The sequence below is a fragment of the Dactylosporangium sp. NPDC051087 genome, from assembly GCF_055586325.1.
This window is the reverse complement of record NZ_JBVJIJ010000003.1, coordinates 25674-49623: the sequence shown is the minus strand read 5'-3', so window position 1 is coordinate 49623 and position 23950 is coordinate 25674. Positions and strand designations below refer to the sequence as shown.

Annotated in this window: 28 protein-coding genes and 1 pseudogene; 16 read left to right on the top strand and 13 right to left on the bottom strand. The window is 73.1% G+C overall.

The features are described from left to right. Nucleotides 1-25: 25 nt before the first annotated feature. Nucleotides 26-523, bottom strand: coding sequence for a MarR family winged helix-turn-helix transcriptional regulator (locus ACZ6TV_RS06895; protein ID WP_465296209.1), 498 nt, complete (start codon nt 521-523; stop codon nt 26-28). Between the two features lie 75 nt (nt 524-598). Here ACZ6TV_RS06895 and ACZ6TV_RS06890 point away from each other — a divergent pair, with 75 nt between their 5' ends. The 5 genes from ACZ6TV_RS06890 to ACZ6TV_RS06870 all read left to right on the top strand — a co-directional run bounded on the left by ACZ6TV_RS06890 (nt 599) and on the right by ACZ6TV_RS06870 (nt 6421). Next, nucleotides 599-1849 carry an MFS transporter gene (locus tag ACZ6TV_RS06890; RefSeq protein ID WP_465296208.1) on the top strand — a complete coding sequence of 417 codons (1251 nt, stop codon included), beginning with the start codon at nt 599-601 and terminating at the stop codon, nt 1847-1849. A 78-nt stretch (nt 1850-1927) separates the two neighbouring features. Continuing rightward, nucleotides 1928-2995, top strand: coding sequence for an NADH:flavin oxidoreductase/NADH oxidase (locus tag ACZ6TV_RS06885; protein ID WP_465296207.1), 1068 nt, complete (start codon nt 1928-1930; stop codon nt 2993-2995). Nucleotides 2996-3012: 17 nt separating this feature from the next. After that, nucleotides 3013-3657 (top strand): nitroreductase family protein, encoded by a 645-nt coding sequence (locus ACZ6TV_RS06880; protein ID WP_465296206.1) that lies wholly within the window; start codon nt 3013-3015, stop codon nt 3655-3657. A gap of 48 nt (nt 3658-3705) precedes the next feature. Beyond that, entirely contained in the window at nt 3706-4995 is a 1290-nt protein-coding gene (locus ACZ6TV_RS06875) for an MFS transporter (protein WP_465296205.1), read from the top strand. A gap of 88 nt (nt 4996-5083) precedes the next feature. Further along, a complete protein-coding gene (locus tag ACZ6TV_RS06870; RefSeq protein WP_465296204.1) occupies nt 5084-6421 on the top strand; it encodes a lamin tail domain-containing protein in 1338 nt (445 codons plus the stop codon). A 4-nt stretch (nt 6422-6425) separates the two neighbouring features. Here ACZ6TV_RS06870 and ACZ6TV_RS06865 read toward each other — a convergent pair whose 3' ends face one another. Beyond that, entirely contained in the window at nt 6426-7862 is a 1437-nt protein-coding gene (locus ACZ6TV_RS06865; RefSeq protein ID WP_465296203.1) for a glycoside hydrolase family 43 protein, read from the bottom strand. A 74-nt stretch (nt 7863-7936) separates the two neighbouring features. Here ACZ6TV_RS06865 and paaZ point away from each other — a divergent pair, with 74 nt between their 5' ends. The 3 genes from paaZ to ACZ6TV_RS06850 all read left to right on the top strand — a co-directional run bounded on the left by paaZ (nt 7937) and on the right by ACZ6TV_RS06850 (nt 11305). Continuing rightward, nucleotides 7937-9970, top strand: a complete 2034-nt coding sequence (gene paaZ / locus ACZ6TV_RS06860; protein ID WP_465296202.1) for a phenylacetic acid degradation bifunctional protein PaaZ — start codon at nt 7937-7939, stop codon at nt 9968-9970. Further along, a complete protein-coding gene (locus ACZ6TV_RS06855; protein WP_465296201.1) occupies nt 9967-10617 on the top strand; it encodes a TetR/AcrR family transcriptional regulator in 651 nt (216 codons plus the stop codon). The genes paaZ and ACZ6TV_RS06855 overlap by 4 nt, the downstream gene beginning before the upstream one ends. 64 nt (nt 10618-10681) lie before the next feature. Continuing rightward, nucleotides 10682-11305, top strand: a complete 624-nt coding sequence (locus ACZ6TV_RS06850) for an SGNH/GDSL hydrolase family protein (RefSeq protein WP_465296200.1) — start codon at nt 10682-10684, stop codon at nt 11303-11305. A 91-nt stretch (nt 11306-11396) separates the two neighbouring features. Here the strand turns inward: ACZ6TV_RS06850 and ACZ6TV_RS06845 are convergent, their stop codons facing one another. Next, nucleotides 11397-12239: a hypothetical protein gene (locus tag ACZ6TV_RS06845; protein ID WP_465296199.1), complete on the bottom strand. Its 843-nt coding sequence runs from the start codon at nt 12237-12239 to the stop codon at nt 11397-11399. Nucleotides 12240-12350: 111 nt separating this feature from the next. On the opposite strand from ACZ6TV_RS06845, the gene ACZ6TV_RS06840 reads away from it, so the two are divergent. Then, a complete protein-coding gene (locus ACZ6TV_RS06840; RefSeq protein ID WP_465296198.1) occupies nt 12351-13781 on the top strand; it encodes a lectin in 1431 nt (476 codons plus the stop codon). Nucleotides 13782-13847: 66 nt separating this feature from the next. On the opposite strand, the gene ACZ6TV_RS06835 is transcribed toward ACZ6TV_RS06840, so the two are convergent. The 4 genes from ACZ6TV_RS06835 to ACZ6TV_RS06820 are packed head-to-tail and all read right to left on the bottom strand — an operon-like array spanning nt 13848 to nt 16739. Next, nucleotides 13848-14516: an alpha/beta hydrolase gene (locus tag ACZ6TV_RS06835; protein ID WP_465296197.1), complete on the bottom strand. Its 669-nt coding sequence runs from the start codon at nt 14514-14516 to the stop codon at nt 13848-13850. A gap of 2 nt (nt 14517-14518) precedes the next feature. Continuing rightward, nucleotides 14519-15814 carry a phenylacetate--CoA ligase PaaK gene (gene paaK, locus ACZ6TV_RS06830; protein ID WP_465296196.1) on the bottom strand — a complete coding sequence of 432 codons (1296 nt, stop codon included), beginning with the start codon at nt 15812-15814 and terminating at the stop codon, nt 14519-14521. Then, nucleotides 15811-16233 carry a hydroxyphenylacetyl-CoA thioesterase PaaI gene (gene paaI / locus ACZ6TV_RS06825; RefSeq protein ID WP_465296195.1) on the bottom strand — a complete coding sequence of 141 codons (423 nt, stop codon included), beginning with the start codon at nt 16231-16233 and terminating at the stop codon, nt 15811-15813. The genes paaK and paaI overlap by 4 nt, the downstream gene beginning before the upstream one ends. A 32-nt stretch (nt 16234-16265) precedes the next feature. Beyond that, on the bottom strand, nt 16266-16739 hold the full coding sequence (locus tag ACZ6TV_RS06820) for a hypothetical protein (RefSeq protein WP_465296194.1): 474 nt from the start codon (nt 16737-16739) through the stop codon (nt 16266-16268). 71 nt (nt 16740-16810) lie between these two features. Between ACZ6TV_RS06820 and ACZ6TV_RS06815 the strand changes: the two genes are divergently transcribed. Genes ACZ6TV_RS06815 through ACZ6TV_RS06800 form a run of 4 tightly spaced genes read left to right on the top strand, consistent with a single transcriptional unit; the run spans nt 16811 to nt 18583 of the window. After that, nucleotides 16811-17443 (top strand): TetR/AcrR family transcriptional regulator, encoded by a 633-nt coding sequence (locus ACZ6TV_RS06815; RefSeq protein ID WP_465296193.1) that lies wholly within the window; start codon nt 16811-16813, stop codon nt 17441-17443. A 56-nt stretch (nt 17444-17499) separates the two neighbouring features. Next, nucleotides 17500-17847: a hypothetical protein gene (locus tag ACZ6TV_RS06810; protein ID WP_465296192.1), complete on the top strand. Its 348-nt coding sequence runs from the start codon at nt 17500-17502 to the stop codon at nt 17845-17847. Between the two features lie 21 nt (nt 17848-17868). Beyond that, nucleotides 17869-18402, top strand: coding sequence for an SMI1/KNR4 family protein (locus ACZ6TV_RS06805; protein WP_465296191.1), 534 nt, complete (start codon nt 17869-17871; stop codon nt 18400-18402). After that, nucleotides 18368-18583, top strand: coding sequence for a hypothetical protein (locus ACZ6TV_RS06800; protein WP_465296190.1), 216 nt, complete (start codon nt 18368-18370; stop codon nt 18581-18583). The genes ACZ6TV_RS06805 and ACZ6TV_RS06800 overlap by 35 nt, the downstream gene beginning before the upstream one ends. 9 nt (nt 18584-18592) lie before the next feature. Here ACZ6TV_RS06800 and ACZ6TV_RS06795 read toward each other — a convergent pair whose 3' ends face one another. Then, nucleotides 18593-18994, bottom strand: coding sequence for a winged helix-turn-helix transcriptional regulator (locus tag ACZ6TV_RS06795; RefSeq protein WP_465296189.1), 402 nt, complete (start codon nt 18992-18994; stop codon nt 18593-18595). Nucleotides 18995-19100: 106 nt separating this feature from the next. Between ACZ6TV_RS06795 and ACZ6TV_RS06790 the strand changes: the two genes are divergently transcribed. Next, nucleotides 19101-20003 (top strand): NADP-dependent oxidoreductase, encoded by a 903-nt coding sequence (locus tag ACZ6TV_RS06790; protein WP_465296188.1) that lies wholly within the window; start codon nt 19101-19103, stop codon nt 20001-20003. A gap of 217 nt (nt 20004-20220) precedes the next feature. Here ACZ6TV_RS06790 and ACZ6TV_RS06785 read toward each other — a convergent pair. Continuing rightward, nucleotides 20221-20397: pseudogene (locus ACZ6TV_RS06785) on the bottom strand (GTP-binding protein); the annotation flags it as partial. 5 nt (nt 20398-20402) lie between these two features. Further along, complete coding sequence (locus ACZ6TV_RS06780; protein WP_465296187.1) at nt 20403-21071, bottom strand: DUF6891 domain-containing protein; 669 nt, start codon at nt 21069-21071, stop codon at nt 20403-20405. Nucleotides 21072-21166: 95 nt separating this feature from the next. On the opposite strand from ACZ6TV_RS06780, the gene ACZ6TV_RS06775 reads away from it, so the two are divergent. After that, the gene (locus ACZ6TV_RS06775; protein WP_465296186.1) at nt 21167-21475 is read left to right on the top strand and encodes a hypothetical protein; all 309 of its coding nucleotides are present in this window, start codon (nt 21167-21169) and stop codon (nt 21473-21475) included. A 10-nt stretch (nt 21476-21485) separates the two neighbouring features. On the opposite strand, the gene ACZ6TV_RS06770 is transcribed toward ACZ6TV_RS06775, so the two are convergent. Continuing rightward, nucleotides 21486-21878, bottom strand: coding sequence for a PPOX class F420-dependent oxidoreductase (locus ACZ6TV_RS06770; RefSeq protein ID WP_465296185.1), 393 nt, complete (start codon nt 21876-21878; stop codon nt 21486-21488). Further along, complete coding sequence (locus ACZ6TV_RS06765) at nt 21871-22542, bottom strand: DUF899 domain-containing protein (protein WP_465296184.1); 672 nt, start codon at nt 22540-22542, stop codon at nt 21871-21873. Before ACZ6TV_RS06765 ends, ACZ6TV_RS06770 begins: the two co-directional genes overlap by 8 nt. Before the next feature lie 83 nt (nt 22543-22625). Here ACZ6TV_RS06765 and ACZ6TV_RS06760 point away from each other — a divergent pair, with 83 nt between their 5' ends. After that, on the top strand, nt 22626-23093 hold the full coding sequence (locus tag ACZ6TV_RS06760; RefSeq protein WP_465296183.1) for a winged helix-turn-helix transcriptional regulator: 468 nt from the start codon (nt 22626-22628) through the stop codon (nt 23091-23093). On the opposite strand, the gene ACZ6TV_RS06755 is transcribed toward ACZ6TV_RS06760, so the two are convergent. Next, the gene (locus ACZ6TV_RS06755; RefSeq protein WP_465296182.1) at nt 23090-23539 is read right to left on the bottom strand and encodes a hypothetical protein; all 450 of its coding nucleotides are present in this window, start codon (nt 23537-23539) and stop codon (nt 23090-23092) included. The two genes, ACZ6TV_RS06760 and ACZ6TV_RS06755, sit on opposite strands and share 4 nt — an antisense overlap. Between the last annotated feature and the right edge of the window lie 411 nt (nt 23540-23950).

Genomic DNA, 23950 nt, shown 5'->3' with positions numbered 1-23950 from the left:
TGAAGAGGTTGTCACAGTGTCAAGGTCAAGCCTCGACGACCGTGGTGAGCTTCTTCAGCAGCCGGTTGAGGGTGGCCAGCTCCCGCTCGGACAGGACACCGAACAGCTCCTCCTCGGCGCGGCCGCGCAGCATCATGGCGCGCCGCCACACGGCGACCCCGGCGGTGGTGGCCTCGATGGTGACGCTGCGGCGGTCGGTGGGGCTCGGGGTGCGCTTGACGTAGCCGGCCTTCTCCAGGGTGTCGAGCCGTCCGGTCATCCCCGCCGGGGAGACGCCCAGGTCCTCGGCGAGCGCGCGCGGCGAGGCGGTGCCGGGCGTGTCGCGGATCATCAGCTGGTGCAGCGTCTCGTACTCGAACGGCTGCAGCGCCACCTCGGTCGCCGCGGCCTGCATGCTGTCGCGGAAGTGCCGGGCGATCCGCGAGAGCCGGACCGTGGCGGTCTCGATCGCGTCGTCGAACGGCACGTCGATCCAGTGGTCCCGCCAGCGGGCGACGTGGCGGTCGGCGAAGTCCTGGCCCATGACCGGATCGTAACAGTCTTTCGGTGGCGAACAGTTCGTTGACAAAAAGTTCGCTGGCGAAATACTTTCGAGGGCATGACCACTGTTCTGGACCGGCCGCCCGCGACGACCTCGCCGTGGCGGTCCGGACCGTTCCGCTGGCTGCTCGCGGGGCGGACACTGATCGGCCTCGGATCCGCGATCACGCCCGTGGCGATGGCCCTCGCGGTGCTGCACCTCGGCGGCTCGGCGACCGAGCTGGGCCTCGTCGTCGCGGCGTATGCGCTCGTCGACGTGGTCACCACGCTGTTCGCCGGCGTGCTCGGCGACCGGTTCTCCCGCCGGCTGCTGATGCGCGGCGCCGCGGCCCTCGCCTGCCTGTCGCAGGCCGTCGTGGCGGTGAGCCTGGCGACCGGGTCGGCGACCGTGGCGATGCTGGCCGTCATGAGCGCCGTCAACGGCGGGCTCGCCGCCGTCGCCGGCCCGAGCTCCCGCGCCGTGCTGCCGCAGACGGTGCCTGAGGCCGCGCTGCCGACCGCGATCTCCGTGCTGCGGCTGTCGCAGAACACGGCGATGGTGCTCGGGTTCAGCGTCGCCGGCCTGCTCGTCGGGCTGTTCGGGCCCGGCTGGGCGATCGCCGTGGACGCCGCGACGTTCGCCGCGGCGGCGGTCTGCTTCACCGTCATGCGGGTCGCCCCGGTCGCGGTCCCCGCGGCCCGCTCGATGCTGGAGGACCTGCGCGCCGGCGCCCGCGAGGTGTTCCGCCACACGTGGCTGTGGACGCTGCTCGTCCAGGCGCTGATCTACCACCTGATGTACGGCGGCGCCCAGGGCGTCCTCGGCCCGATCCTGGTGACCCGGCGCTTCGGCGACGCGGCGTGGGGCTGGGCCCTGGCGGCGCTCATGGCCGGCTTTATGGCCGGTGGGGTCGTCACCCTGCGCTACCGCCCGAGCCGGCTGCTGCTGTCCGGCACCGCGTTCCTCGGCCTGACCGCGTGCTTCCCCCTCGCCATGGCGCTGCCGGTCCCGCTGACGGCCGTGATGGCGGGCGCGTTCCTGCACGGGCTGGGCCTGGAGATCTTCAGCGTCAACTGGGACCTGGCGATCCAGCAGAACGTCGCCCCCGACAAGCTCGCCCGGGTGTTCGCGTTCGACCAGGTCGGCTCGTTCGTCATGCGCCCGCTCGGCCTGGCGCTCACGGGGCCGGTCGCCGCGGGTGTCGGCGAGCACACCTGGCTCCTGGTCACCGCCGCCGTCATGGCCGCCGCCGCCCTCGTGGCGCTGGCGCCGCCGTCGGTACGCCACCTGCGCCGCCGACCGGAGGGCGCCGGGCGGCACAGCGCGTGACCGGACCGCGCCGGGCGGCCGTGTTGCCTACGTCATAGTCAGGAAGATCCGCCATCCGGCGGGGTGTTACCGGTCATCATGAGCCGACTCTTCGCTCCGCTGACGCTGCGTGGCGTGACGTTCCCCAACCGCGTCTGGGCCGCCCCGATGTGCCAGTACTCGTCCGTCGACGGGCACCCGACCGACTGGCACCTCGTGCACCTCGGCGGCATGGCCCGCGGCGGCGCCGGCGCGGTCATCGCGGAGGCGACCGCCGTGCGCCCCGACGGCCGGATCTCCCCGCAGGACGCCGGGATGTGGAGCGACGCGCACGCCGCCGACTACACGCGGATCACCGCGTTCATCCGCGGCCAGGGTTCCGTGCCCGGCATCCAGCTGGCGCACGCCGGCCGGAAGGCGTCGACGTACGCACCGTGGCGGGGCCGCGGCAGCGTGCCGCACACCGACGGCGGCTGGCCGACCGTCGCGCCGTCTGCGGTGGCGTTCGACGGCTACGCCACGCCGGTCTCGCTGACCGTCGAGGAGATCCAGGCGCTGCTGCGCGACTGGGACGCGGCCGCCCGCCGGGCCGTCGACGCCGGCTTCGAGGTCATCGAGATCCACGCCGCGCACGGCTACCTCATCCACGAGTTCCTGTCGCCGCTGTCCAACCTGCGCACCGACGCGTACGGTGGCGACCTCGCCGGCCGGTCCCGCCTCCTGCTGGAGGTCGTCGACACCGTCCGCGCCGCGATGCCGGACCGGCTGCCGCTGGTCGTGCGGGTCAGCGCCACCGACTGGGTCGAGGGCGGCCTCACCGTCGACGAGGTCGCCGAGGTGGCCACGGTGCTGGCCGGTCGCGGCGTCGACCTGGTCGACGTGTCCAGCGGCGGCAACGACGCCGGCCAGCAGATCATCCTCGGCCCCGGCTACCAGGTGCCGTTCGCCCGGGCGGTGCGCTCCCGCAGCGGCCTGCCCGTCGGCGCCGTCGGGCTCATCACCGAGCCGGGCCAGGCCGAGAAGATCCTGGCCGAGGAGTCCGCCGACGTCGTCCTCCTGGGCCGCGCCCTGCTCCGCGAGCCGTCCTGGCCGCAGCGCGCCGCCCGTGAGCTCGGCGCCGCCCTCGAGTGGCCGCCGCAGTACCGCGCCGGCATCCCCCGCCCGTAGCTGGGTAGGTGTGTGCCATGCCGACGCTGCCGCTGACCCCCGATGAGCTGCTGACCACGACCCGGTCGGTGCGCAAGCGCCTGGACCTCACCCGGCCGGTGCCGGTCCCGCTCATCCGCGAGTGCCTGGAGATCGCCCTGCAGGCGCCGTCCGGCTCCAACGCGCAGAGCTGGCACTGGATCGTCGTGACCGCCGCGGAGCAGCGCGCGGCGATCGGCGAGATCTACCGCCGGGCGTTCCGCTCGTACGCCTCCGCCGGCGGCACGCGCGCGGACGCGTACGCCGGCGACCCCGCCCGCCAGGCCACCCAGGTGCGGGTCGGCGAGAGCGCCGCCTGGCTCGGCGAGCACATGGGTGAGGTGCCCGTGCTGGTCCTCGCCTGCCGCCGCGTCGCCCGGCTGTCCACCGGCAACCAGGCCGACGTGTGGGGCTCCCTGCTGCCCGCCGCGTGGAGCTACATGCTCGCCGCCCGGGCCCGCGGCCTGGGCACCGCGTGGACGACCCTGCACCTGGACCACGAGCAGGAGGTGGCCGACCTCCTCGGCATCCCCGGCGACATCCGCCAGGGCGTCCTCATCCCGACCGCCTACTACACCGGCGAGACGTTCCGACCGGCCCCGCGCGACCCCCTCGACACCGTCCTGCACCTCGAGCACTGGTGACGCGCTAAAGCGGTCGACGTGCCGGGCCGGTCGTGTGATCCTGCCCGGGTGATCGACGGGGACGCGGTGGCCGCACCACGGCGCAGGCCGGTGGGCGGGCTGCTGCGGACCCGGAACTTCGCCCTGCTGTGGACCGGGCAGTCCACCAGCGCGGTCGGCTCCGCGATGACGACGGTGGCGCTGCCGCTGGTGGCCGTCACGACCCTGAACGCCGGCCCGGCCATGGTGGCCCTGCTCACCGCCGCCACCTGGGTGCCGTGGCCGCTGATCGGGCTGCCGGCCGGGGTCTGGGTCGACCGGTGGCCGCGCCGGCGCACGCTGCTGATCGCCGACCTCGTCTCCGCGGCGGTGCTCCTCGCCGTCCCGGTCGCGGCCTGGACCCACGTGCTGAGCATGACCATGCTGGTGGCGGCCGCGCTGCTGGCCGGGGCCGCCGGCGTCTTCGCCAACGTGGCGTTCAACGCGTTCCTGCCCCACCTCGTCGGCGCGGAAGACCTCATGGAGGGCAACGCCAAGCTGCAGACCAGCGCGTCGATCGCCCTGGTCGCCGGACCGGGCCTCGGCGGGCTGCTGGCCCAGACGGCCGGCCCGGTCAGCGGCGTCCTCATCGACGCCGTGACGTTCCTGGTGTCGGCGGCCTGCCTGCTCGGCCTCCGGACCGCGCCGGAGCCGCGCCCCGCCGCGGCCGGCCGCCCGGGCATGCCACGCCAGATCGCCGAGGGCATCGCGTTCATCATGCGCGGCCGTCTGCTGCAGGCCATGCTGGTGGTGGTGGCGGTGACCAACTTCGCGATGCTGGGCATCACGGCGCTGCGCGTCGTCTTCCTGGTGCGCGCGGAAGGCACCGCGCCGGGGACCGCGGGCCTGGTGATCGGCGTGGGCAGCCTCGGCGCCGTCCTCGGCGCCGCGCTCGCCACGCGGGCGTCCCGGCGCTTCGGCAGCGCCCGCACCTACCTGGTGGCGAACCTGGCGGCCGCCCCGTTCGTGCTGCTGCTGCCGCTCGGCGGCCACGGCCCGCGCCTGGCACTGTTCGCGGCGGGCTCCTTCGTCGCGCTGGCCGGCGCCACGATGTCGAACGTGATGACCATGACGTTCCGCGGCAACTTCGTCCCCGCGCACCTGCTCGGCCGGGTCACCGCGGCATCGCGGATCTTCGTGTTCGGCACCGTCCCGTTCGGCGCGGCGACCGCCGGCGTCCTGGCCTCCGCGTTCGGGGTCCGGCCCGCGATGTGGGCGCTCGCCGCCCTGTACGCCGTCACGCCCCTGCCCCTGCTCGCCACCGAGGCCCGCACGCTGCGCGACCTCCCGGCGAAGGGCACTTCGACCCCTGCCGCGTGACGGCCGGTGTTGGCCGGGCGTTCAGCCGCTCGACGTCACCGTCGGGAAGAGCACTGGCGTCGATGTTCATCCATGTCTGGAGTGTTCGGTGCGCCTTCGCCCGTTGGTTGTCGCGGTACTCACGATCGGCACGGTCCTTGTCGCTCCGGCGGCGCACGCGGCGGAGAGCGGGGTGCGGATCAACGAGGTGGAGTCCAGTGGGGGCAGCCCCGGGGACTGGGTCGAGCTGACCAACACCGGCAGCGGCACCGTGAGCCTCGCGGGCTGGGTCGTCAAGGACGACGACGACACGCACGCGTACACCGTCGGCGGCGGGGTGAGCCTGGCGCCGGGCGCGTTCCTGGCCCTCGACGTGGAGAGCGCGTACGGCCTCGGCAGCGCCGACAGCGTCCGGCTGTACCGACCCGACGGCACCCTCGCCGACTCCTACTCCTGGTCCAGCCACGCGGGCACGACGTACGGCCGCTGCCCGAACGGGACCGGGGCGTTCGTCGGCACGAGCGCCGCGACGAAGGGCGCCCCGAACGCGTGCCCGCCGCCGGCGCCGGTCGCGTGGCCGGGCGGCTCGGCGGTCGCCGTCGCCGACGCGAGCAACGCCTTCGGCGAGAACCTCAGCGGCCTGTCGTACGAGTCCGCGTCGGTCGTCTGGGCCGTGCGCAACGGCGCCGGCACCCTGTACCGGCTGACCCCGAGCGGCTCGGTGTGGCAGAAGGCGAACACGTACACGCTGCGGTACGCCAACGGCGGCGGCGACCCGGACGCCGAGGGGGTCGTGGCCACGCCCGACGGCATCATGGTGGTGACCGAGCGGGACAACGCCAAGAGCGGCACCAGCCTGCAGAAGGTGCTGCGCTACAACCCGTCCGGCGGCACGGTGAACGCCGCCGCCGAGTGGAACCTGACCGCCGACCTGCCCGGCACGGCCGCGAACAGCGGGCTGGAGGCGATCGCGTGGGTGCCGGACACCGCCCTGGTCGCGGCCGGTTTCCGCGACGAGCGCACCGGCTCGGCGTACACCCCGTCGTCCTACGCGGGGCACGGCACCGGCCTGTACTTCGTCGGCGCGGAGGCGACCGGGACGGTCTACGCGTACGCGCTGACCCTGACCGGCGGCGGCTACACCCGCGTCGCGTCGTTCCCGAGCGGGCTCGCCGCCGTCATGGACCTGGAGTGGGAGCCGGCGGCGGGGCGCCTGTGGGCCTCCTGCGACGACACGTGCTCGGGCCGCGCCACCACCCTGACGATCGGCGCGCAGGGCCGCTTCACCCCGGCCGCCACCTACAACCGCCCGTCGGGCATGGCCAACTACAACAACGAGGGCTTCGCGCTCAGCCCGTCCTGCGCGGGCGGCACCCGGCAGGTGCTGTGGGCCGACGACAGCAACGACAGCGGCCACGCGCTGCGCGCCGGCACCCTGGCCTGCTGACCCGTCAGGAGTAGTCGAACCAGTCGAACCGGACGGTGCCGGAGACGGCGTACATGCCGATGACCCGGCCGGTGAAGCCGCCGGCGACCTCCGTGGACAGGTAGCGGCCGTCGAGCGTGGCCCCGGGCGTGAACGTCCCGTCCGGGGCCACGACGCCGAACTCCAGCACGTCGGGTCCGCGGCGGGGGTCGTCGGACGGCTGCGCGGGCGTGATGTCGACCCCGAGGACGACCGGCCCGGCCGGCACCGCGGACGACGCGACCACGCCGCGCAGCGGGCCGATCCGGGCCAGCACGGTGACCGTGCCGGCGGCGACCTCGATCTCGTAGTGGTGGTCCTCGTCCAGCCGGACCACCAGGCCGCCGCGGCCCGTCCCCGGGTCGATCAGCGTCCTGACCCGGCACGACCGGTGCTGCTGGCGCCGGGCGACCAGCGTGACGTCCGGGTCGTCGAGCGAGCCGCCCGCCGCGTGCAGGGTCAGCCAGCCGGGCCGGTCCGTCGTGACGGCCGGCGGCCGGCGCAGCGACACCCATCGCGGGTGCAGGGGGCCGTCGAAGTCGTCCCGCACCGGCGGTTCGGCGGCCGGGGACGGCCCGGGGGACAGCGGGCCGACGACCGGCCAGCCGTCGACCCAGCTGACCGGCGCGAGGAACGTCTCCCGGCCCAGGACGTGCCAGCCGGGGGTGCCGCCGCCGGGACGGACACCGAGCAGCACCATCCACCACGCGCCGTCCGGTGCCTGCACCAGGTCGGCGTGGCCGGTGTTCTGGACCGGGTGGTCGGTGCCCCGGTGGGTGAGGACGGGGTTGGCCGGGCACGGCGTGAACGGGCCGGACGGTGACGGGCCCCGGGCGACCGACACGGCGTGGCCGCGCTCCGTGCCGCCCTCCGCCAGCAGCAGATACCACCAGTCGCCGATCCGGTAGAGGTGCGGCGCCTCCGGTGCCTTCGCCCCGGGCGTCCCGGACCAGATCCGCCGCGCCGGGCCGAGCACCGACCCGGTCACCGGGTCGATCGGCACCTGCGAGACACCGGCGACCGTGCAGTAGCAGGTGCCGTCGGTGTCCCAGGCGAGGTCCGGGTCGATGCCGGTGACGTCCGGCAGCGGCACGGGACCCGACCATGGGCCGGCCGGGTCGGTGGTGGTGTAGAGCTGGTTGCCGCCGCCGCTGACGTTGGTGACGATCAGCCAGAACCGGCCGTCGTGGTGGCGCAGCGTCGGCGCGTAGATGCCGCCGGACGAGGGGGTGTCCGGGCGCAACGGCACCTGGTCCAGGGCGTTGCCGATCTGCGTCCAGTGCACCAGGTCCCGGCTGTGCAGGATCGGCACGCCGGGAAAGTATTCGAAGCTGGAGCAGGCCAGGTAGTAGTCGTCGCCGGCCCGGCAGATGCTCGGGTCGGGATGAAATCCTGCGATGACGGGTCCGGTGATGCCCCGCATCCTCGCACAGCCCGGCGGACGGTCTATTATTCCACCAAACGTTCGTTTAGTTCTCGGTTGGTTGGAGAGCCGCAATGACCACTCCCCTGCTCCGGAACCATGTCCTCGGCACCTGGCACACCGGCGGCGACGACGGCAGGCCCGTCCACGACGCGGTCACCGGCGAGGAGGTCGCGCGGGTGTCGTCCGCCGGCGTCGACTTCGCCGCCGCGCTGGACTACGGCCGCCGCACGGGCGGCCCGGCGCTGCGCGAGCTCACCTTCCACCAGCGGGCCGCGCTGCTCAAGGCGCTCGGCCTGCACCTGCGCGAGCAGCGCGAGCGGCTCTACGCGGTGTCCGCGCGGACCGGCGCGACGCTCGGCGACTCCAAGTTCGACGTCGACGGCGGCATGGGCGTCCTGCTCTCCTACGCCAGCAAGGCCAAGCGCGAGCTGCCCAACGACACGGTGTATGTCGACGGCGCCGTCGAGCCGCTCGGCCGCGGCGGCACGTTCCTCGCCCAGCACGTCTGCACCCCGCTGCGCGGTGTCGCCGTGCAGATCAACGCGTTCAACTTCCCGGTCTGGGGGCCGCTGGAGAAGTTCGCCCCGGCGTTCCTCGCCGGCGTGCCGACCATCGTCAAGCCGGCCACCCCGACCGCGTTCCTCACCGCCGAGCTCATCGAGGTCATCGTCGAGTCCGGGATCCTGCCCGCCGGGACCCTGCAGTTCGTCTCCGGCAGCCTCGGCGACACGTTCGAGCACCTCACCGGCCAGGACCTCGTCTCCTTCACCGGGTCGGCGTCCACCGCGCAGCTGCTGCGCACGCACCCGGCGCTGGTGCGCAACTCCGTGCGGTTCAACGCCGAGGCGGACTCGCTCAACCTGTCGGCGCTCGGCCCCGACGCCGTCCCCGGCACCGCCGAGTTCGACCTGTTCGTCAAGGGTCTCGTCACCGAGATGACGGTGAAGGCCGGGCAGAAGTGCACCGCCATCCGCCGCGCGTTCGTGCCCGCCCACCTCGTCGACGCCGTCGTCGAGGCCGCGTCCGGCCGCCTCGCGCGCACCGTCATCGGCAACCCCGCGGACGAGTCCGTCCGCATGGGCGCCCTCGCCAGCCTCGACCAGCGCGACGAGGTCCGCCGCAGCGTCAGCGCCCTCACCGGCGCGGGCCGCGTGGTCTACGGCGACCTGGACAAGGTCGACGTCGTCGACGCCGACCCGGCCCGTGGCGCGTTCCTCTCCCCGATCCTCCTCGTCGGCGACCCGGACCGGGCCGAGCCGCACGAGATCGAGGCGTTCGGCCCCGTCGCCACCGTCATGCCCTACGACACCGCCGACCAGCTCGTCGACTACGCCGCCCGCGGCCAGGGCAGCCTCGCCGGCTCGATCGTCACCGCCGACGCCGGGTTCGCCCGCGACGTGGTCCTCGGCGTCGCCCCGTGGCACGGCCGGCTGCTGATCCTCAACGACCGCGACGCCAAGGAGTCCACCGGTCACGGCTCGCCCCTGCCGATGCTCGTGCACGGCGGCCCCGGCCGCGCCGGCGGCGGCGAGGAGATGGGCGGCATCCGCGGCGTCCTGCACCACATGCAGCGCACCGCCGTCCAGGCCGACCCCGACACCCTCGCCGCGATCACCGGCCGCTGGGTGACCGGCGCCTCCCGGCGCACCGGTGACGTCCACCCCTTCCGCAAGCACCTCGAGGAGCTGCGCCCCGGCGACACGATCGTCGCCGGCCCGCGGCGGGTCACCCAGGAGGACGTGGAGCACTTCGCCGAGTTCACCGGCGACACGTTCTACGCCCACATGGACGCCGAGGCCGCCGCCGCGAACCCGCTCTTCGGCGAGCGCGTCGCCCACGGATACCTGGTCGTCAGCCTCGCCGCCGGGCTCTTCGTCGACCCCGACCCGGGCCCGGTCCTCGCCAACTTCGGCGTCGACTCGCTGCGCTTCCTCACCCCGGTCAAGTTCGGCGACGAGCTCACCGTGACGCTGACCTGCAAGCAGATCACCCCGCGCGAGTCCACCAACTACGGCGAAGTCCGCTGGGACGCCGACGTCACCCGCCAGGACGGCGAGTCGGTGGCCCGGTATGACGTGCTGACCCTCGTGGCCAAGGTGGAATGAAGGGCCGCGGCCGGCCACCCCGGTACAGTCGCGACGAGCTGCTCCACAAGGTCGTCGCGGTCTTCAACGAGCGCGGCTACGAGGCCACCTCGATGGAGGACCTCGCCCGCGCGACCGGCCTGAACAAGTCGTCGTTCTACCACCACTTCAGCGGCAAGGAGGAGCTGCTCGGCCTCGGCGTCGCCCACGCCCTCGACGCGCTGGCGGCGGTGCTGGCCGAGCCCGCGGCGATCTCGGGGCCGCCCGCGCGGCGCCTCGAGCACGTCGTGCGCCGCACCGCCGAGGTCCTCCTCGCGGAGCTGCCCTTCGTGACGCTGCTGCTGCGCGTGCGCGGCAACACCACCGTCGAGCGCGAGGCGCTGCGCCGCCGCCGCGAGCTGGACGCCTGCGTCGCCGACATCGTCCGGGCCGCCGCCGACGCCGGCGACATCCGCCCCGACGTCGACCCCCGGCTCGCCACCCGCCTGCTGTTCGGCATGGTCAACTCCATCACCGAGTGGTACCGCCCGGACCTGCGCCCCACCGCCGGCCCCGGCGTCGTCGACGCCGTCGTCACCCTCGCCATGCACGGACTCTCCACGCTCCCGCGCGCTCAGCCTTCACCGCCGGTGGAGGCGCCCGGCTTGTACTCCGGTGAGCCGCGCTGACGCGGGTGGACGGACAGGACCACCGTGGAGAAGACGCGACCTCCCGCGGTGAGATCATGGCGCGATGAGGTTCGAGGCCGGGCAGCGGATCGTGTTCATCGGCGACAGCATCACCGACTGCGGGCGGCGGGACGTGCGGGCGCCGTACGGCGACGGCTACATGAACCTGGTCCGGGCCCTCGTCACCGCCAGGCACCCCGACGTGCCGCTGACCTGGGTCAACCGCGGCGTCAGCGGCAACACGGTCCGTGACCTGGCCGCGCGCTGGGAACGCGACGCGGTCGGCGAGCGGCCCGACTGGCTGGTCGTGATGATCGGCATCAACGACGTGTGGCGGGCCTTCACCGGGCAGCCCGAGCACGCCGTGCCGCTGGAGGAGTACCGGGAGACCCTGCGCACCCTGCTGCGCCGCGCGGTCGACGCCACCGGCTGCCGGTTGCTGCTCGCCGGGCCGTACCTCATCGAACCCGACCGCACCGAGCCGCAGCGCGCGCAGAGCGACCACCACGCCGCCGCGATGGCCGGACTGGCCGAGGAGTTCGGCGCACCGTTCGTGGCGACGCAGGAGGCGTTCGACGCCGTCCTGGCCGTCTCCCCGCCGTCGCTGTGGGCCGACGACCGCGTCCACCCGGACCTCCCCGGTCACGCCGTCCTCGCCGAGGCGTTCCTGCGCGTCGTCGCCGGCTGACGGTCACCGGGCGCGGCCGGACGGGCGCGCGTCATCGCCGGCTGACGGTCACCGGGCGCGGCCGGACGGGCGCGTCATCGCCGGCTGACGGTCACCGGGCGCGGCCGGACGGGCGCAGGAAGCGGGTGTCGGCCCGCCCCGGCACGTCGGCCACCCCGAACTCCTCCGGCACGGTGTCGAGTTTGCGCTGGACCGCCGCCCGGATCGCATCCGCGTCCTCGGCCGCGTCAAAGCCGGGGCCGGAGTCGGAGCCGGCTGTCGTGTCGCGCAGCAGCGTCGACAGCTCGGCGAGACCGAGGTAGTCCGCGCCCCGCGCCGCGGCGTCCAGCCAGTCCGGCGGGAACCCGTCCAGGACGGCACCCGCACCACCGTCGGCGGCCCGCTCGTGCACCCCGAGCACCCCCAGCACCCGCGCCAGGTGCCGCACACCGACCGGGCCCGTGTCCGCCGCCGCCCCCTCGGCGGCGATGCGCAGCCACAGCTCCCCGGACTCGTCCCAGAGCACCTCCGCGAGGTCCCGGAGCAGGTACCCGCGCCGGTGGCCGACCCAGGCCGGCGCGGGACGCCAGCGGCGGGTGGCCCGCAGGTGGTCGAACCCGGCACCGGACGTCACCGCCTCCAGGGCGTCGATCGCGTGCCGGCACGGCAGGATCGACGCCCGCGGCACGACCCCCGGCCGGCCGGTCAGCGACACCCACGACCAGCCGGGCTCGTCGGAGTCGACGAGGTCGTGCCAGCGCCCGCCGTCCAGCAGCGCGACCTGGCAGTGGTTCGCGTCGACGACCGACACGACCACCGCCACCCCGCGTCCCTCGTCGCGCCAGGTGTACGAGGGGTCGTCGGCCGGCTCGGCCACGGCCAGCATCCGCTGGATGTCGCCGGGCGCGGCAGGACGCAGGGTACGGGTGACGCCGAAGATCCGGTGCTCGATCACGAGCCACTGTAGACGCCGGTGGGCGCTGGCATTGATTGTGTTGACTTAACCCTTTTTAGCTGACTTACTCGGTTCAGTTCGCAACCGACCGCCAGCGGAAGGAACTTCCTCATGCTCCCTGTCCGAAAGCTCGGCGCCGCCCTCGCGGTGTCGGCCGTCGTCTGGGCCGGTGCCGCCGTCGCCGCGCCGGGGCCGGCCTCGGCGGCGCCGACGCCCAGTGGGACCGCCACCGTCGCCGACGTCGTCAACTACCTGCAGAGCATCACCGGGCGCAACATCCTGTCCGGCCAGCAGGACGGGCCCAGCTCGGCGCCGAACACGTGGCAGCAGAAGGTCCGTGACATCACCGGCGAGTACCCGGGCTCGTGGGCCGGCGACTTCGCCTTCGAGCAGAACGACATCAACGCCCGGCCGGCCGTCATCGCCCAGGCGAAGGCGGTGTGGGCGGCCGGGTCCATCCCCGCGCTGGTGTGGCACATGTGCCCGCCGACCGTCGCGCTGTCCTGCCACTGGGACTACGGCACCGGCGCCATCATGAGCAAGCTGAGCGACGCGCAGTGGAACGAGCTCGTCACCAACGGCACGGCGCTCAACACCGCGTTCAAGCGCCGGCTCGACGAGGCCGTGCCGTACCTGCAGGACCTGAAGAACAACGGCATTCCGGTGCTGTTCCGGCCGCAGCACGAGATGAACGAGGGCTGGTCCTGGTGGGGCGGGCGGCCGGGGGCGAACGGCAGCCGCAAGCTGTACCAGATCACCCACGACTACCTGTCCGGCACCAAGGGGCTGGACAACCTCGTCTGGGTGTGGAACCTCAAGGACATCGCGGGCGGCGAGAGCCGCGTCGCCGACTACTGGCCCGGAGCGTCCTATGTGGACCTCGCCACGCTCGACGCGTGGTCCAACAAGCAGCCGACGCAGGCCTGGTACAACGCCATGCTGAACATCGCGGGCGGCAAGCCGATCGGGCTGTCGGAGGTCGGCACGGTGCCCACCCCGGAGACCATCACCGCGCAGCCGCGCTGGACGTTCTTCAGCGTCTGGATCAGCTGGCTCACCGACCCGGCCTGGAACACCAACGACGCCATCAAGCGCACCTACTACGACCCGCGCGTGCTCAACCGCGGCGAGATCCATTTCGGCGGCGGCACGACCCCGCCGGCCGGCACCGGCCCGGTCGTCGGCCTGGCCGGCAAGTGCCTCGACGTCGCCGCCGCCGGCACCGCGAACGGCACGAAGATCCAGCTGTACGGCTGCAACGGCACCAACGCGCAGCGCTGGACGGTCGGCACCGACGGCACCCTGCGCGCGCTGGGCAAGTGCCTCGACGTGGCCGGTGGTGCCGCCGCGGACGGCACGAAGGTGCAGCTGTGGGACTGCAACGGCAACGGCCACCAGCGCTGGACCCGCAACGGCCAGCGGCTCGTCAACCCGGACACCGGCCGGTGCCTCGACGTGACCGGCCAGTCCAGCGCCGACGGCGCCCAGATCCAGATCTGGACCTGCAACGGCCAGACGAACCAGAACTGGACCCTCCCGTAAGGCGATGCGAGCACGGCCGCGACCCGGGGCGACCCGGGTCGCGGCCGGAACCGGCCGGCGGCGGGGTCAGCTACCGCCGGTCAACGCAGATCCCATGGCGGTGAGCCGCGCGCCCACCGCCCGCGGGTCGACGACCTGGTGCAGGTGCAGGCCGGGGAGATGCTCGACGAGCCAGCCGCGTTCCTGTGCCTGCGCCGCCGCGCCCGCGTAGTGCGCGGAGAACCGCAGGTAGCCGCACGGCACGCTGTCCCAGCCGGCCGGGACGGGCACGAGCTGCTCGTAGTACGACACCGGCAGCCGCGGCTGCTCGGCCTCGACCGCCGCCCGGATCCGCGGGTCGGGGATGAGCTGCGCGACGTCCGCGTCCGGCCACCACGTCGTCCACGGCGGGAGCCGGTCACCGTCCGCCCTGGACCGCAGCTCGTCGATGACGCCGGGCGCCACGATGGGTGCCGGGCCGGTGCGGGCGGGCAGCGCCGCGTCGACGAAGACGCACGCCGCGACGGATCCGCGCAGCGCCTCGACGATGACCGGCACGAAGTAGCCGGCGTTGCTGTGCGCCACCAGGATGACCGGCGCCGCGGGGGCGCAGGAGGCGACCCGCGACGCGATCCCCGGTGCGTCCGTGACGCCGAGCAACGACGGCACGACGGTGCCCGCTCCGAGGACCGCCGCCACCGGCGCCCAGGACGCCGGGCCGAGCAGCGGGCTGTGCACCAGTACCGACGTGGCCATCGCTATCGGGGCCGGTTGTCGAGGATGCGTTTCGCCTTGCCGATCGACCGCTCCAGGGCGCCCCGCGGCAGCACCTCGACCCGCACCGTGACGCCGACGTTGTGCTTGACCAGGTCGCTCAGCCGGCCGGCGAGCGCCTCGTCGACGGTGCCGGAGCGGGCCTCGACGCGGACGGTCAGCTCGTCGAGGCGGCCCGGCCGGTCGATCACGCACACGTAGTGCGGGGCGAGGCCCGGCACCCGCAGGATCAGCTCCTCGATCTGGGTCGGGAACACGTTGACGCCGCGCAGGATCATCATGTCGTCGGAGCGGCCGGTGACCTTCTCCATCCGCCGCATCGTGCGCGCCGTGCCCGGCAGCAGCCGGCTCAGGTCGCGGGTGCGGTAGCGGATGATCGGCAGCGCCTCCTTCGTCAGCGACGTGAAGACCAGCTCGCCGCGCTCCCCGTCGGGCAGCACGCCGTCGAAGACCGGGTCGACGATCTCGGGGTAGAAGTGGTCCTCCCAGACGTGCAGCCCGTCCTTCGTCTCCACGCACTCCTGCGCGACGCCGGGCCCGATCACCTCCGACAGGCCGTAGATGTCGACGGCGTGCATGTCGAGGCGCTCCTCGACCTCGCGGCGCATGTCCTCGGTCCACGGTTCCGCGCCGAAGATCCCGACCTGCAGGCTGAGGCTCTTCGGGTCGACGCCCTGCCGGTCGAGCTCGTCGAGGATCGTCAGCATGTAGGACGGGGTGACCATGATGATCTCGGGCTCGAAGTCGACGAGCAGCCGCACCTGCCGCTCGGTCATGCCGCCCGACACGGGGATGACGGCGCAGCCGAGCCGCTCGGCGCCGTAGTGCGCGCCGAGACCACCGGTGAACAGGCCGTAGCCGTAGGCGACGTGGACGCGGTGGCCGGGCCGCCCGCCCGCCGCGCGGATCGAGCGGGCCATCACGTCGGACCACATGTCCACGTCGGCCTGCGTGTAGCCGACGACGGTGGGCTGCCCGGTGGTGCCGCTGGAGGCGTGGATGCGGGCGATGCGCTCCCGGGGGACGGCGAACATCCCGAAGGGGTAGCTCTCCCTGAGGTCGCTCTTGCTGGTGTACGGGAACCGCGCCAGGTCCTCGAGCGAGCGGCAGTCGTCCGGGTGCACGCCGGCCTCGTCGAACTTCCGCTTGTACAGGGGCACGTTGTCGTACGCGTGCCGCAGCGTCCACTGCAGGCGGCGCAGCTGCAGCGCGCGGAGCTCGTCGACGGACGCGGTCTCGATCGGCTCCAGGTCGCCGGGGCGCGGGCTCAGGTCCTTCACGTCAGGATCCGCCTTCCCAGTCCCCGGCTGCGGCCGCGGAACTCCGCGATGACCGACCCGTCGGCGGTGCGCACTGTCACGTCGTACAGGCCGCTGCGGCCCTGCCGGACCCGCTCGGCCGCGGTGGCGGTGAGCTCGTCGCCGGGCTTGGCGGGCGCGACGAACGTGACGTCGAACCCGGCGGCGACGGTCACGTCGTCGTAGGTGTTGCACGCGATCGCGAACGCGCTGTCGGCGAGCGTCGCGATCAGCCCGCCGTGGCAGATCCCGTGGCCGTTGACCATGTCGTCGCGGACGCGCATCCGCACGCTCGCCCGGCCCGGCGAGACGTCGCCGAGCTGCATGCCGAGCGCCTTGCTGGCCAGGTCGCCGTCCCACACGGTCCGCGCTGACCGGTGGGCCACCTCGTCGTGGTTCATGCACCCTGCTTACCCTGCTTCGCCTGCTTTTGCTACGCGGCGGTGAAGGTGCACACGGCCGCGGCCAGCATCAGGGCGTGCAGGATCATGTGCTCCAGGTTGGGGCGCGGCCGGTCGCCGATGCGCGGCAGCACGATGACGGTCCGCGCGTAGGTTCTGGCGTGCAGGTCCGCCCACGTGACGCCGGCGCCGGCGGTGGCCCACGGCGCGGTCCACCCGGCGAGGTACGGCATCCACCACAGGATCAGCCCGCCGAGCACCGACAGCGTGGCGAGCGCCCCGGCGGCGTACCCGAGCACCGGCAGGTCCAGCGCCCTGCCGAGCACGAGCAGCACCGCCGGCAGCACCATGACCGGCGCGTTGATCGCGACCTCGGTGCGCTGCTCCGCGCGTTTCGCGTCCCGCACGTTGTTGAACGGGTACAGGTCGACCAGCGTCATCACCAGGAAGTAGCCGACCGCGGCCAGGATCAGGACCAGGGCAGGAACGAACACGCCGACCTCCATGTTTACAGCGTAAGCATGCCGACGTCTGGTAGTTTTGCTTACGGTGTAAACATCGTCAAGGGGGTTGTGGATTGGCGCCGAAAGCCGGGCTGACCCGGGAGCGCGTCCTGGACGCCGCGCTGGACTACGTCGACGCCCACGGCCTGCCCGCCCTGTCCATGCGCAAGCTCGGCGCCCACCTCGGCGTGGAGGCGATGTCGCTCTACCGGCACGTACCGAACAAGGACGCGCTGCTCGACGGCCTCGTCGACCGTGTCATGGAGCACGCCTTCGCCGACCTGTCCGCCGACCTCTCGGGCCCGTGGGTGCCCTGGATGCGCTCGTTCGCCCATTCGCTGCGCGCCGCGCTCCTCGCCCACCCGGGCGTGCTGCCGCTCGCCGCCACCCGCCCGGTCAACTCCCCCGACGCGCTGCGCATGTCGGAGCGGTGGCTCGCCGCCATGCGCGCCGCCGGCCTCCCCCTGGGCCGCGCCCTGGACATCATCAACGTGATCGCGACGTTCACGATCGGGCACACCCTCGCCGAGGCCGGCCGTACCCCCGGCCACGAGGACTCCGACCCCGACCTCGACCAGCACGCCGACGCCCTCGACCCGGCCGAGTTCCCCAACCTCCTGGAGATCATCACCACCCGCGCCGGCCTGGACTTCGACCACCGCTTCACCGAGGCGATCGACATCCTCCTCGCCGGCTACTCCACCTGAGCCGACCGCTTCACGGCGCGGGCGACCCCCTGGGTGTGGCTGGCTACGCTGGCGGGATGGACGGGTTCGCGCTGCCGGCGTATCTGCCCGAATGGCGCGGGGCGGCGGCCGCGGTCGCCGCGGCCGACATGGCGACGCTCCGGCGGTCGGCGCGGGACCTGGTGGACCTGGTCCTCACCGAGGACACCCGCTTCCTGGACTCACTGGCGGAGCCGCTCGAGTCGGCGATCGTCACTCCGCTGGCCGGCCTGTCGCTGACCCTGGAGCACGGGACGGACGTGGAGATCTTCGTCGCGTCGCGGCTCGTCCGGAGCTCCGTCGAGCACCTGCTGGCCGGAGCGCCACCCGAGCTGCGGCGGCTGGTGAGCAGACTGCCTGCGACGACCCGCCTCCGCCGTACGTGAGGTTGCGTAAGGTGCGTGGTCGTGCAGCTGCGACTCGCGAGACTCCACGCCGGAGGCGGCGCGACCGCCGCGCCCGCGACGGCGGACGACATCGACGGACTGGCCCGGGTGCTGGGCGTGCCGCTCCCGCCCGCGGTCCGCACGATCTACGAGGACCACGGCGCCGAGGAGCCGGATCTCGGGCAGCTCCGCCTCATGAGCCCGGCCGAGGCGGCCGAGACGATCACCACCCTGCGCGGCTTCGGCGTCCCCTTCGACGATCGCGAACTCGGCACGTTCTGGACCGACGACAACAGCAACTACGCCGGCGTGTTCACGTCCGGTGACCTGACCGGCCGCGTATTCAAGATCGATCACGAGGAGCCGAGCCCGGAGCCGCGCTGGCGCAGCGTCGAGTCGTTCTACGACGCCCTGCTGGACGCCAGGGAGTCCGGCGTGGACTGGTGGGACCTGCCCACCGACTACCCGCGCGAGCCCGACGGCCACAGCCCGGAGGACGACGCCCTCGCACATCGACTTCGTGCTCGCCCGCTCCGGCACGCTGCGGCCCGGTGAGCTGGTCGACGGGTACCGGCTCTACGACGATCTCGGCCATCCCACGGAGATGGAGCCGCTCATCCGGTACATGACGACCGCCGGGCCTCCGGTGGGTGAGACCGGCCTGATACGCCGCCGGGCCGAGTACTGCGCCGAGGAGGAGCACCGACACCGTCGCCGGGACGCGCCGGTGTCGTGACCGCCGCGGTCAGGACGGGCGGGTGTCGTACTGGGTGCGGGCGGCGAAGACGCGGTCCATGTGGGCCTCCGCCCAGTCCTTGATCGCGAGCATGACCGGGAACAGTTCGTGGCCGAGCGGGGTGAGCTCGTAGTCGACGCGGACCGGGACGGTGGGGGTGACGGTGCGGGTGACCAGGCCGTCGCGTTCCAGGGTGCGCAGGGTCTGGGTGAGCATCTTCTGGCTGACGCCGGCGATGCGGTGGCCGAGCTCGCCGTGTCGTTTCGGGCCGTCGGCGAGGGCCGGGATCACCAGGGCGACCCACTTGTCGGTGAGCCTGCTCAGCAGCTCGCGGGTCGGGCAGCCGTCCAGGAACGCGTCGTAGTCGCGTTTGGCCTGTTCCCGGCGTTGCGCCGCGGTCGTGGTCGCCATGTTGCCCCTCCTCGGTGCCATACGCACTTGGCGGTACCTACTTTCTCACAGTGCCCTGCGATCCGTACGGTCGTGGTGATCACGAAATCCCACGAAGGAGACGGCGATGCGCGCGGTCAGGTATGCACAGTTCGGCGGGCCGGAGGTTCTGCACGTGGCGGAGGTGCCGGTGCCGGAGCCCGGGCCGGGGCAGGTGCGGGTGCGGGTCGCGGCGTCCGTCGTGCACCCGGTCGACCTGATGATCCGCTCCGGGCGGTTCCCGGCGCCGTTGCCGACCGGGCTGCCGTACACGCCCGGCTGGGACGTGGCCGGCACCGTCGACGCGGTCGGCCCGGACGCCGGGGCGTTCGCGGCCGGTGACAAGGTCCTCGGTTTCTCGCCCTGGCTGCGGACCACGGCCGGGGCGCACGCGGAGTTCGTGGTGCTCGACGCGGCCTGGCTGACCGCCGCGCCGGCGAGCGTCCCCGCCACCGAGGCGGCGACCCTGCCGACCAACGGCCTCGCCGCCGCCCAGGCCCTGGACCTGCTCGCACTTCCGGCGGGTGCGACCGTGCTCGTCACCGGCGCCGCCGGGCAGGTCGGCGGGTTCGTCCTGGCGCTGGCCCGGGCGGCCGGTCTGCACGCCACGGGGCTCGCCGGGGACGACGACCGGGCGTTCGTCGAGTCGCTCGGCGCGGCGTTCCTGCCGCGCTCCGGCGATCCCGTGGGGACGTTCGACGCGGTCGTCGACCTGGCCGTGATCGGCGCCTCGCTGCTGGACCTCGTCCGCGACGGCGGCGGCTACGTGGCCGCGTCGCCCCCGCTGCGCCCGGAGCCGGTGCGGGGCATCCGGACCTTCGCGCTGGAGGTCCTGCCGGACGGCGCCCGGCTCGGTGAGCTGGTCGGGCTCGTCGACAAGGGCGACCTGCCGCTGCGGGTCGCCGGCGTGTACCCCTTCGCCGAGGCGGCGGCCGCCCACGACCGGCTGGCGCGGGGCGGCGTCCGCGGCGGCGTGGTGATCGTCCCCTGACCGGCAGCAGCAACGACCGGCAACAGCAGCGACCGGCAGCAGCAGCGGGGTCGCGTCAGGCGGTGACCCGGCGGACCACCCGCAGGAGGTATTCGTCGCGGTCGAGGGGATTGTGGTCTGTGCGGGAGCGGGCCGGTGACCGGGTCGTAGCGGTCGAACGACGACTCCAGGACGCCCTCGCCGCGGGTCAGGCCCGGAAGGCGGACCTGGAGCTCGTGGACTGCGCCTGGACGCCGTCGACGGCGGACACGACGAGCACCGCGCCGTCGAGCACGCTGAGGACCCGCTCGACCTCGGCGATGCAGTCCGGGTGGCCCGGGGTGTCGATGAGGTTGACGGTGACCGGTGGATCGCCGCCGACGGTGAACGACACGACCGCCGGCTTGATGGTGAGCCGGTTCACACGGGTGCGTACCACCTCGCGCCGGTGAGGAGGATCCGGGTGGATTGCTTGCGGTTCCACTCGATGCTCATGCCGTGCCTGCGCAGCACCGGGAAGACGAGGTCGTCCAGGAAGTGGTCCAGGTCGGCCCGGTACTGCGCCTCCCGCTCGGACTTGGGCAGCGCCGCGTACGCGGTCTCGTCGAAGTCCTCGGGCGGGTATGCGCCGTAGCCGAGGTAGACCGAGCCGGTGGCGCTGGCGGCGAGGGCCTCGGCGTCCTGCTGGTGGTACCACAGGTAACCGTGCCAGTGGCGGGAGTCGTCGAGCTCGTCGTGGATCTCGCCGTCGGCGCAGGTGCCGCAGCAGCTGAAGTTCTCCCGCGCGAGGACGCCGAGCGTGTTGAGCTCGGCGAAGGCGGCGGTCAGGTTGCTCTGCACGGCACCCCACCGCGCCTGCTGGTCGAACCTGGCGTCGAGGGCGCGCTCGTAGGCGGCGCCGAGCTCGTCCTCGGTGGCGCCGTGCCGCTCCTCCTCGTCGAGGTGTTCGACGAACTCCCGGGGGTCGTCCCGCCCGAGCACGATCCAGGACCAGATCTCGTCCTCGATCTCGCTGCGCTCCGGCTCGGCGATCCGGTCCGGCAGGAACCGGACGCCGGCGGGACGGTCGTTGTAGATCCATTCGCTCACGAGAACGATCATGGCACAGCGGCACACATTGACGCAGATGATTCGAGGTCCTACAGTCTCCGCTGTTAACATTCCTAACAGTTGATGAGGTGGGTATGGGCACCAAGGCACGGCTCGCTTCCGCGGTCACCCTCAGCGCACTGCTCTCGGCGGGCGCGCTCGCCGGCACCACCACGGCGGCCTCGGCCGCACCGACGGGCTGCACCGTCACCTACGGCTCCAACTGGGCGCAGAGCCAGTGCACCGGCGGGACCGGCGAGCACCAGGTCACCATGCAGCAGCAGCACTTCATGCCGGGCGCCGGCGCGATCATCTGCGTCGGGAACTGGGCGCCCGTGGGCGCCGTGAGCTACACCAGCTGCGCCTACCACACGATCGTCAACGTGTGGGTCACCACCCGCTGACGACCGGCCCTCACCCGAACGACTGCGCCTGCGCGTGGTCCGGCTCGATGAGCAGCACGACCCGGTCGGTGCGCAGCGGATAGGGCGCGCCGGTGTACTTGGTGGAGATGCGGTCGATGATGCGCCAGGCGTCGTCGCCGTCCAGGACCTCCGTCACCCGGCCACGGATCAGCGCCGTCGAATAGGGCTGGGCGTGGTCGGTGATGGAGATGGCGACCCGCGGGTCGTGCGCGACGTTGCGGGCCTTGCGGGATCCGGGCCCGGTGAGGATCGCGACCCGGTCACCCTCGCGGTCGATCCAGACGGGCACCGAGTGCGGCGAGCCGTCCGGCAGCAGCGTCGCGATGTGCGCGTAGTTGACGTCCTCGACCAGGCGGGCGACGTCGGCGGCGAGCTCAGGCACGGGAGTCTCCATATTCGTCGTGGGGGCGCAGCCATTGCATCGTCGGGGTCTGCGGCCAGCCGGCCGGCGAGTCCTCCCAGGCCTCCTGTCGGCCGTAGGGCGTCAGGTCGAGCAGGTTGAAGTCCAGGCGCAGCCGGTCGACGCCGCGGGCCGTGGTGCCGTAGGCGTGGAAGACCTCGCCGCCGTCGCGCAGCAGCACGTTGAGGGCGAAGCCGTCGACGCGCAGGTCGTCGTGGAAGTCGCTGCCCTGGCTGGAATACCACGGCACGGTCCAGCCCATCCTGCGCCGGATCGGCTCGATCTCCTCCTGCGGCGCGCGGGCCATCAGGATCAGCCGGGTGTCACGGGCACCGAGGTGCGCCTGCGAGTGCTCGGCCAGGTTGTCGGTGAACGTGCTGCAGCCGCCGCACAGCCAGTCCTGGCCTGGCTCCAGCATGAAGTGGTAGATCACCAGCTGCCGCCGGCCGTCGAACAGGTCGGTCAGGTCCGCGTCGGTGCCGTCGGGGGCGACGAAGCGGTAGGGCTTGTCGAGCCGCACCATCGGCAGCCGGCGGCGCCGCGCCGCGAGCGCGTCCAGGGCGTGCGTGAGCTCCTTCTCCTTGACCAGCAGCGCGTCTCGCGCCGTCTGCCACTCCTCGGCCGTGACGACCTCGGGCCGGGCCATGATGACCTCCCTCAGTAGGTTCCTTGAAGGAACCCTATCGCACAGAGTCTCCTGAGGGAACCCACGTGCGTAGAATGAACCGCATGCAGCGCACCCAGTTCGCCGGCATGGCGTGCTCCATCGCTCGTACCCTCGACGTCATCGGCGAACCGTGGTCGCCGCTGATCCTGCGCGACGTGTATGTCGGCATCAACCGCTTCGACCAGCTGCAGGACGACCTGGGCATCTCCAGGAAGGTCCTCGCGCAGCGCCTCGCCTGGCTGGTCGAGCAGGGCGTCATGGAGCGCCGCCAGTATTCCGGCCGCCCGCCCCGCCACGAGTACGTGCTGACCACCAAGGGCCAGGAGCTCTGCGACCTGCTGCTGGTGATGGTCGGCTGGGGCGACCGCTGGACCGCCGGCGAGGCCGGCCCGCCGGTCCTCTACCGCCACCACGCCTGCGGCGAGATCGCCCACCCCGAGCTGCGCTGCTCCCACTGCGGCGCGCAGATGCGCGCCACCGACATCGACGTCCTCCCCGGCCCCGGCGCGGCGCCGGCACCGGCGCCCTAGCCGATGTGCAGCAGAAGCACCTCGTCGTCGGCCAGCCCCGCGATGGTGTCACGCAGCAGCGCCAGCGTGTCCTCCAGCGCGTAGCCGGCCTCTTCCTCGTCGAGGCCGGACCCGGTCGGCCCGCCGAGCAGCTCACCCGCGTCGAAGGCGGCCGGGTCGAGCCGGTCCAGGAACGCCTTGGCGTCGCTCGCGATCAGCGCGGTGTAGCCGAGGTCGGCGGTGACGGCCTCGGACTCCGCGCGCAGGGCAGGGCTCTCCAGCAGGATGTCCGACTCGTCCAGGCCCATCAGCACGTCGAGCATGACGGAGCCGGACCAGCCGTACTCCTCCTCGGGGCTCCTGCCGGCCGCCTCGACCGCGTCCCAGGCGCGCCCCGCACCGGCGGCACCGACGATCGCCGGCAGGTCCCCGGCCTTCACGACGTACAGCGACGCGAGCAACGACACCCGCGGATCGTATCGCCCGCGCCGCCGCGGTCAGCGCCACCACGGCGTCGAGGATCTTCCCGTCGGTGAACCAGAACCGCACCTGAAAGGTGTCGGTGAGCTGGAACTGCCACTCGCCGTCGGGAGCGGCGCCGGTGAGCGGCACCCACGGTGCGGCCCGGCAGGACGTGCCAGGCGGAGGTCACCGTCAGCTCCCGGTCGAAGCCGTCCGCCCTGCACGACGAACATGGTCAGCCGCGCGGCCGCCTGCTCCTCGACGTGGCGCGGGAAGTCGTCGGCGGTGAGGGCAGGTCGATCCGCATCGGGTGGGCGGCGCCGCCGGGGTCGTTGAGGCCGATGCCTTTCATCGTGCCGGCCGCACTGGAACGGCACTGACGTGATCGAGGACCCGCGCTCGGTGCGCGGGTCCTC

Bases quoted from the DNA above. Each gene is read 5' to 3' on its own strand.
- ACZ6TV_RS06895 (WP_465296209.1), bottom strand. From the start codon at position 523: ATGGGCCAGGACTTCGCCGACCGCCACGTCGCCCGCTGGCGGGACCAC.
- ACZ6TV_RS06890 (WP_465296208.1), top strand. From the start codon at position 599: ATGACCACTGTTCTGGACCGGCCGCCCGCGACGACCTCGCCGTGGCGG.
- ACZ6TV_RS06885 (WP_465296207.1), top strand. From the start codon at position 1,928: ATGAGCCGACTCTTCGCTCCGCTGACGCTGCGTGGCGTGACGTTCCCC.
- ACZ6TV_RS06880 (WP_465296206.1), top strand. From the start codon at position 3,013: ATGCCGACGCTGCCGCTGACCCCCGATGAGCTGCTGACCACGACCCGG.
- ACZ6TV_RS06865 (WP_465296203.1), bottom strand. From the start codon at position 7,862: ATGCGGGGCATCACCGGACCCGTCATCGCAGGATTTCATCCCGACCCG.
- paaZ (WP_465296202.1), top strand. From the start codon at position 7,937: ATGACCACTCCCCTGCTCCGGAACCATGTCCTCGGCACCTGGCACACC.
- ACZ6TV_RS06855 (WP_465296201.1), top strand. From the start codon at position 9,967: ATGAAGGGCCGCGGCCGGCCACCCCGGTACAGTCGCGACGAGCTGCTC.
- ACZ6TV_RS06850 (WP_465296200.1), top strand. From the start codon at position 10,682: ATGAGGTTCGAGGCCGGGCAGCGGATCGTGTTCATCGGCGACAGCATC.
- ACZ6TV_RS06840 (WP_465296198.1), top strand. From the start codon at position 12,351: ATGCTCCCTGTCCGAAAGCTCGGCGCCGCCCTCGCGGTGTCGGCCGTC.
- ACZ6TV_RS06835 (WP_465296197.1), bottom strand. From the start codon at position 14,516: ATGGCCACGTCGGTACTGGTGCACAGCCCGCTGCTCGGCCCGGCGTCC.
- paaI (WP_465296195.1), bottom strand. From the start codon at position 16,233: ATGAACCACGACGAGGTGGCCCACCGGTCAGCGCGGACCGTGTGGGAC.
- ACZ6TV_RS06820 (WP_465296194.1), bottom strand. From the start codon at position 16,739: ATGGAGGTCGGCGTGTTCGTTCCTGCCCTGGTCCTGATCCTGGCCGCG.
- ACZ6TV_RS06810 (WP_465296192.1), top strand. From the start codon at position 17,500: ATGGACGGGTTCGCGCTGCCGGCGTATCTGCCCGAATGGCGCGGGGCG.
- ACZ6TV_RS06795 (WP_465296189.1), bottom strand. From the start codon at position 18,994: ATGGCGACCACGACCGCGGCGCAACGCCGGGAACAGGCCAAACGCGAC.
- ACZ6TV_RS06790 (WP_465296188.1), top strand. From the start codon at position 19,101: ATGCGCGCGGTCAGGTATGCACAGTTCGGCGGGCCGGAGGTTCTGCAC.
- ACZ6TV_RS06775 (WP_465296186.1), top strand. From the start codon at position 21,167: ATGGGCACCAAGGCACGGCTCGCTTCCGCGGTCACCCTCAGCGCACTG.
- ACZ6TV_RS06765 (WP_465296184.1), bottom strand. From the start codon at position 22,542: ATGGCCCGGCCCGAGGTCGTCACGGCCGAGGAGTGGCAGACGGCGCGA.
- ACZ6TV_RS06760 (WP_465296183.1), top strand. From the start codon at position 22,626: ATGCAGCGCACCCAGTTCGCCGGCATGGCGTGCTCCATCGCTCGTACC.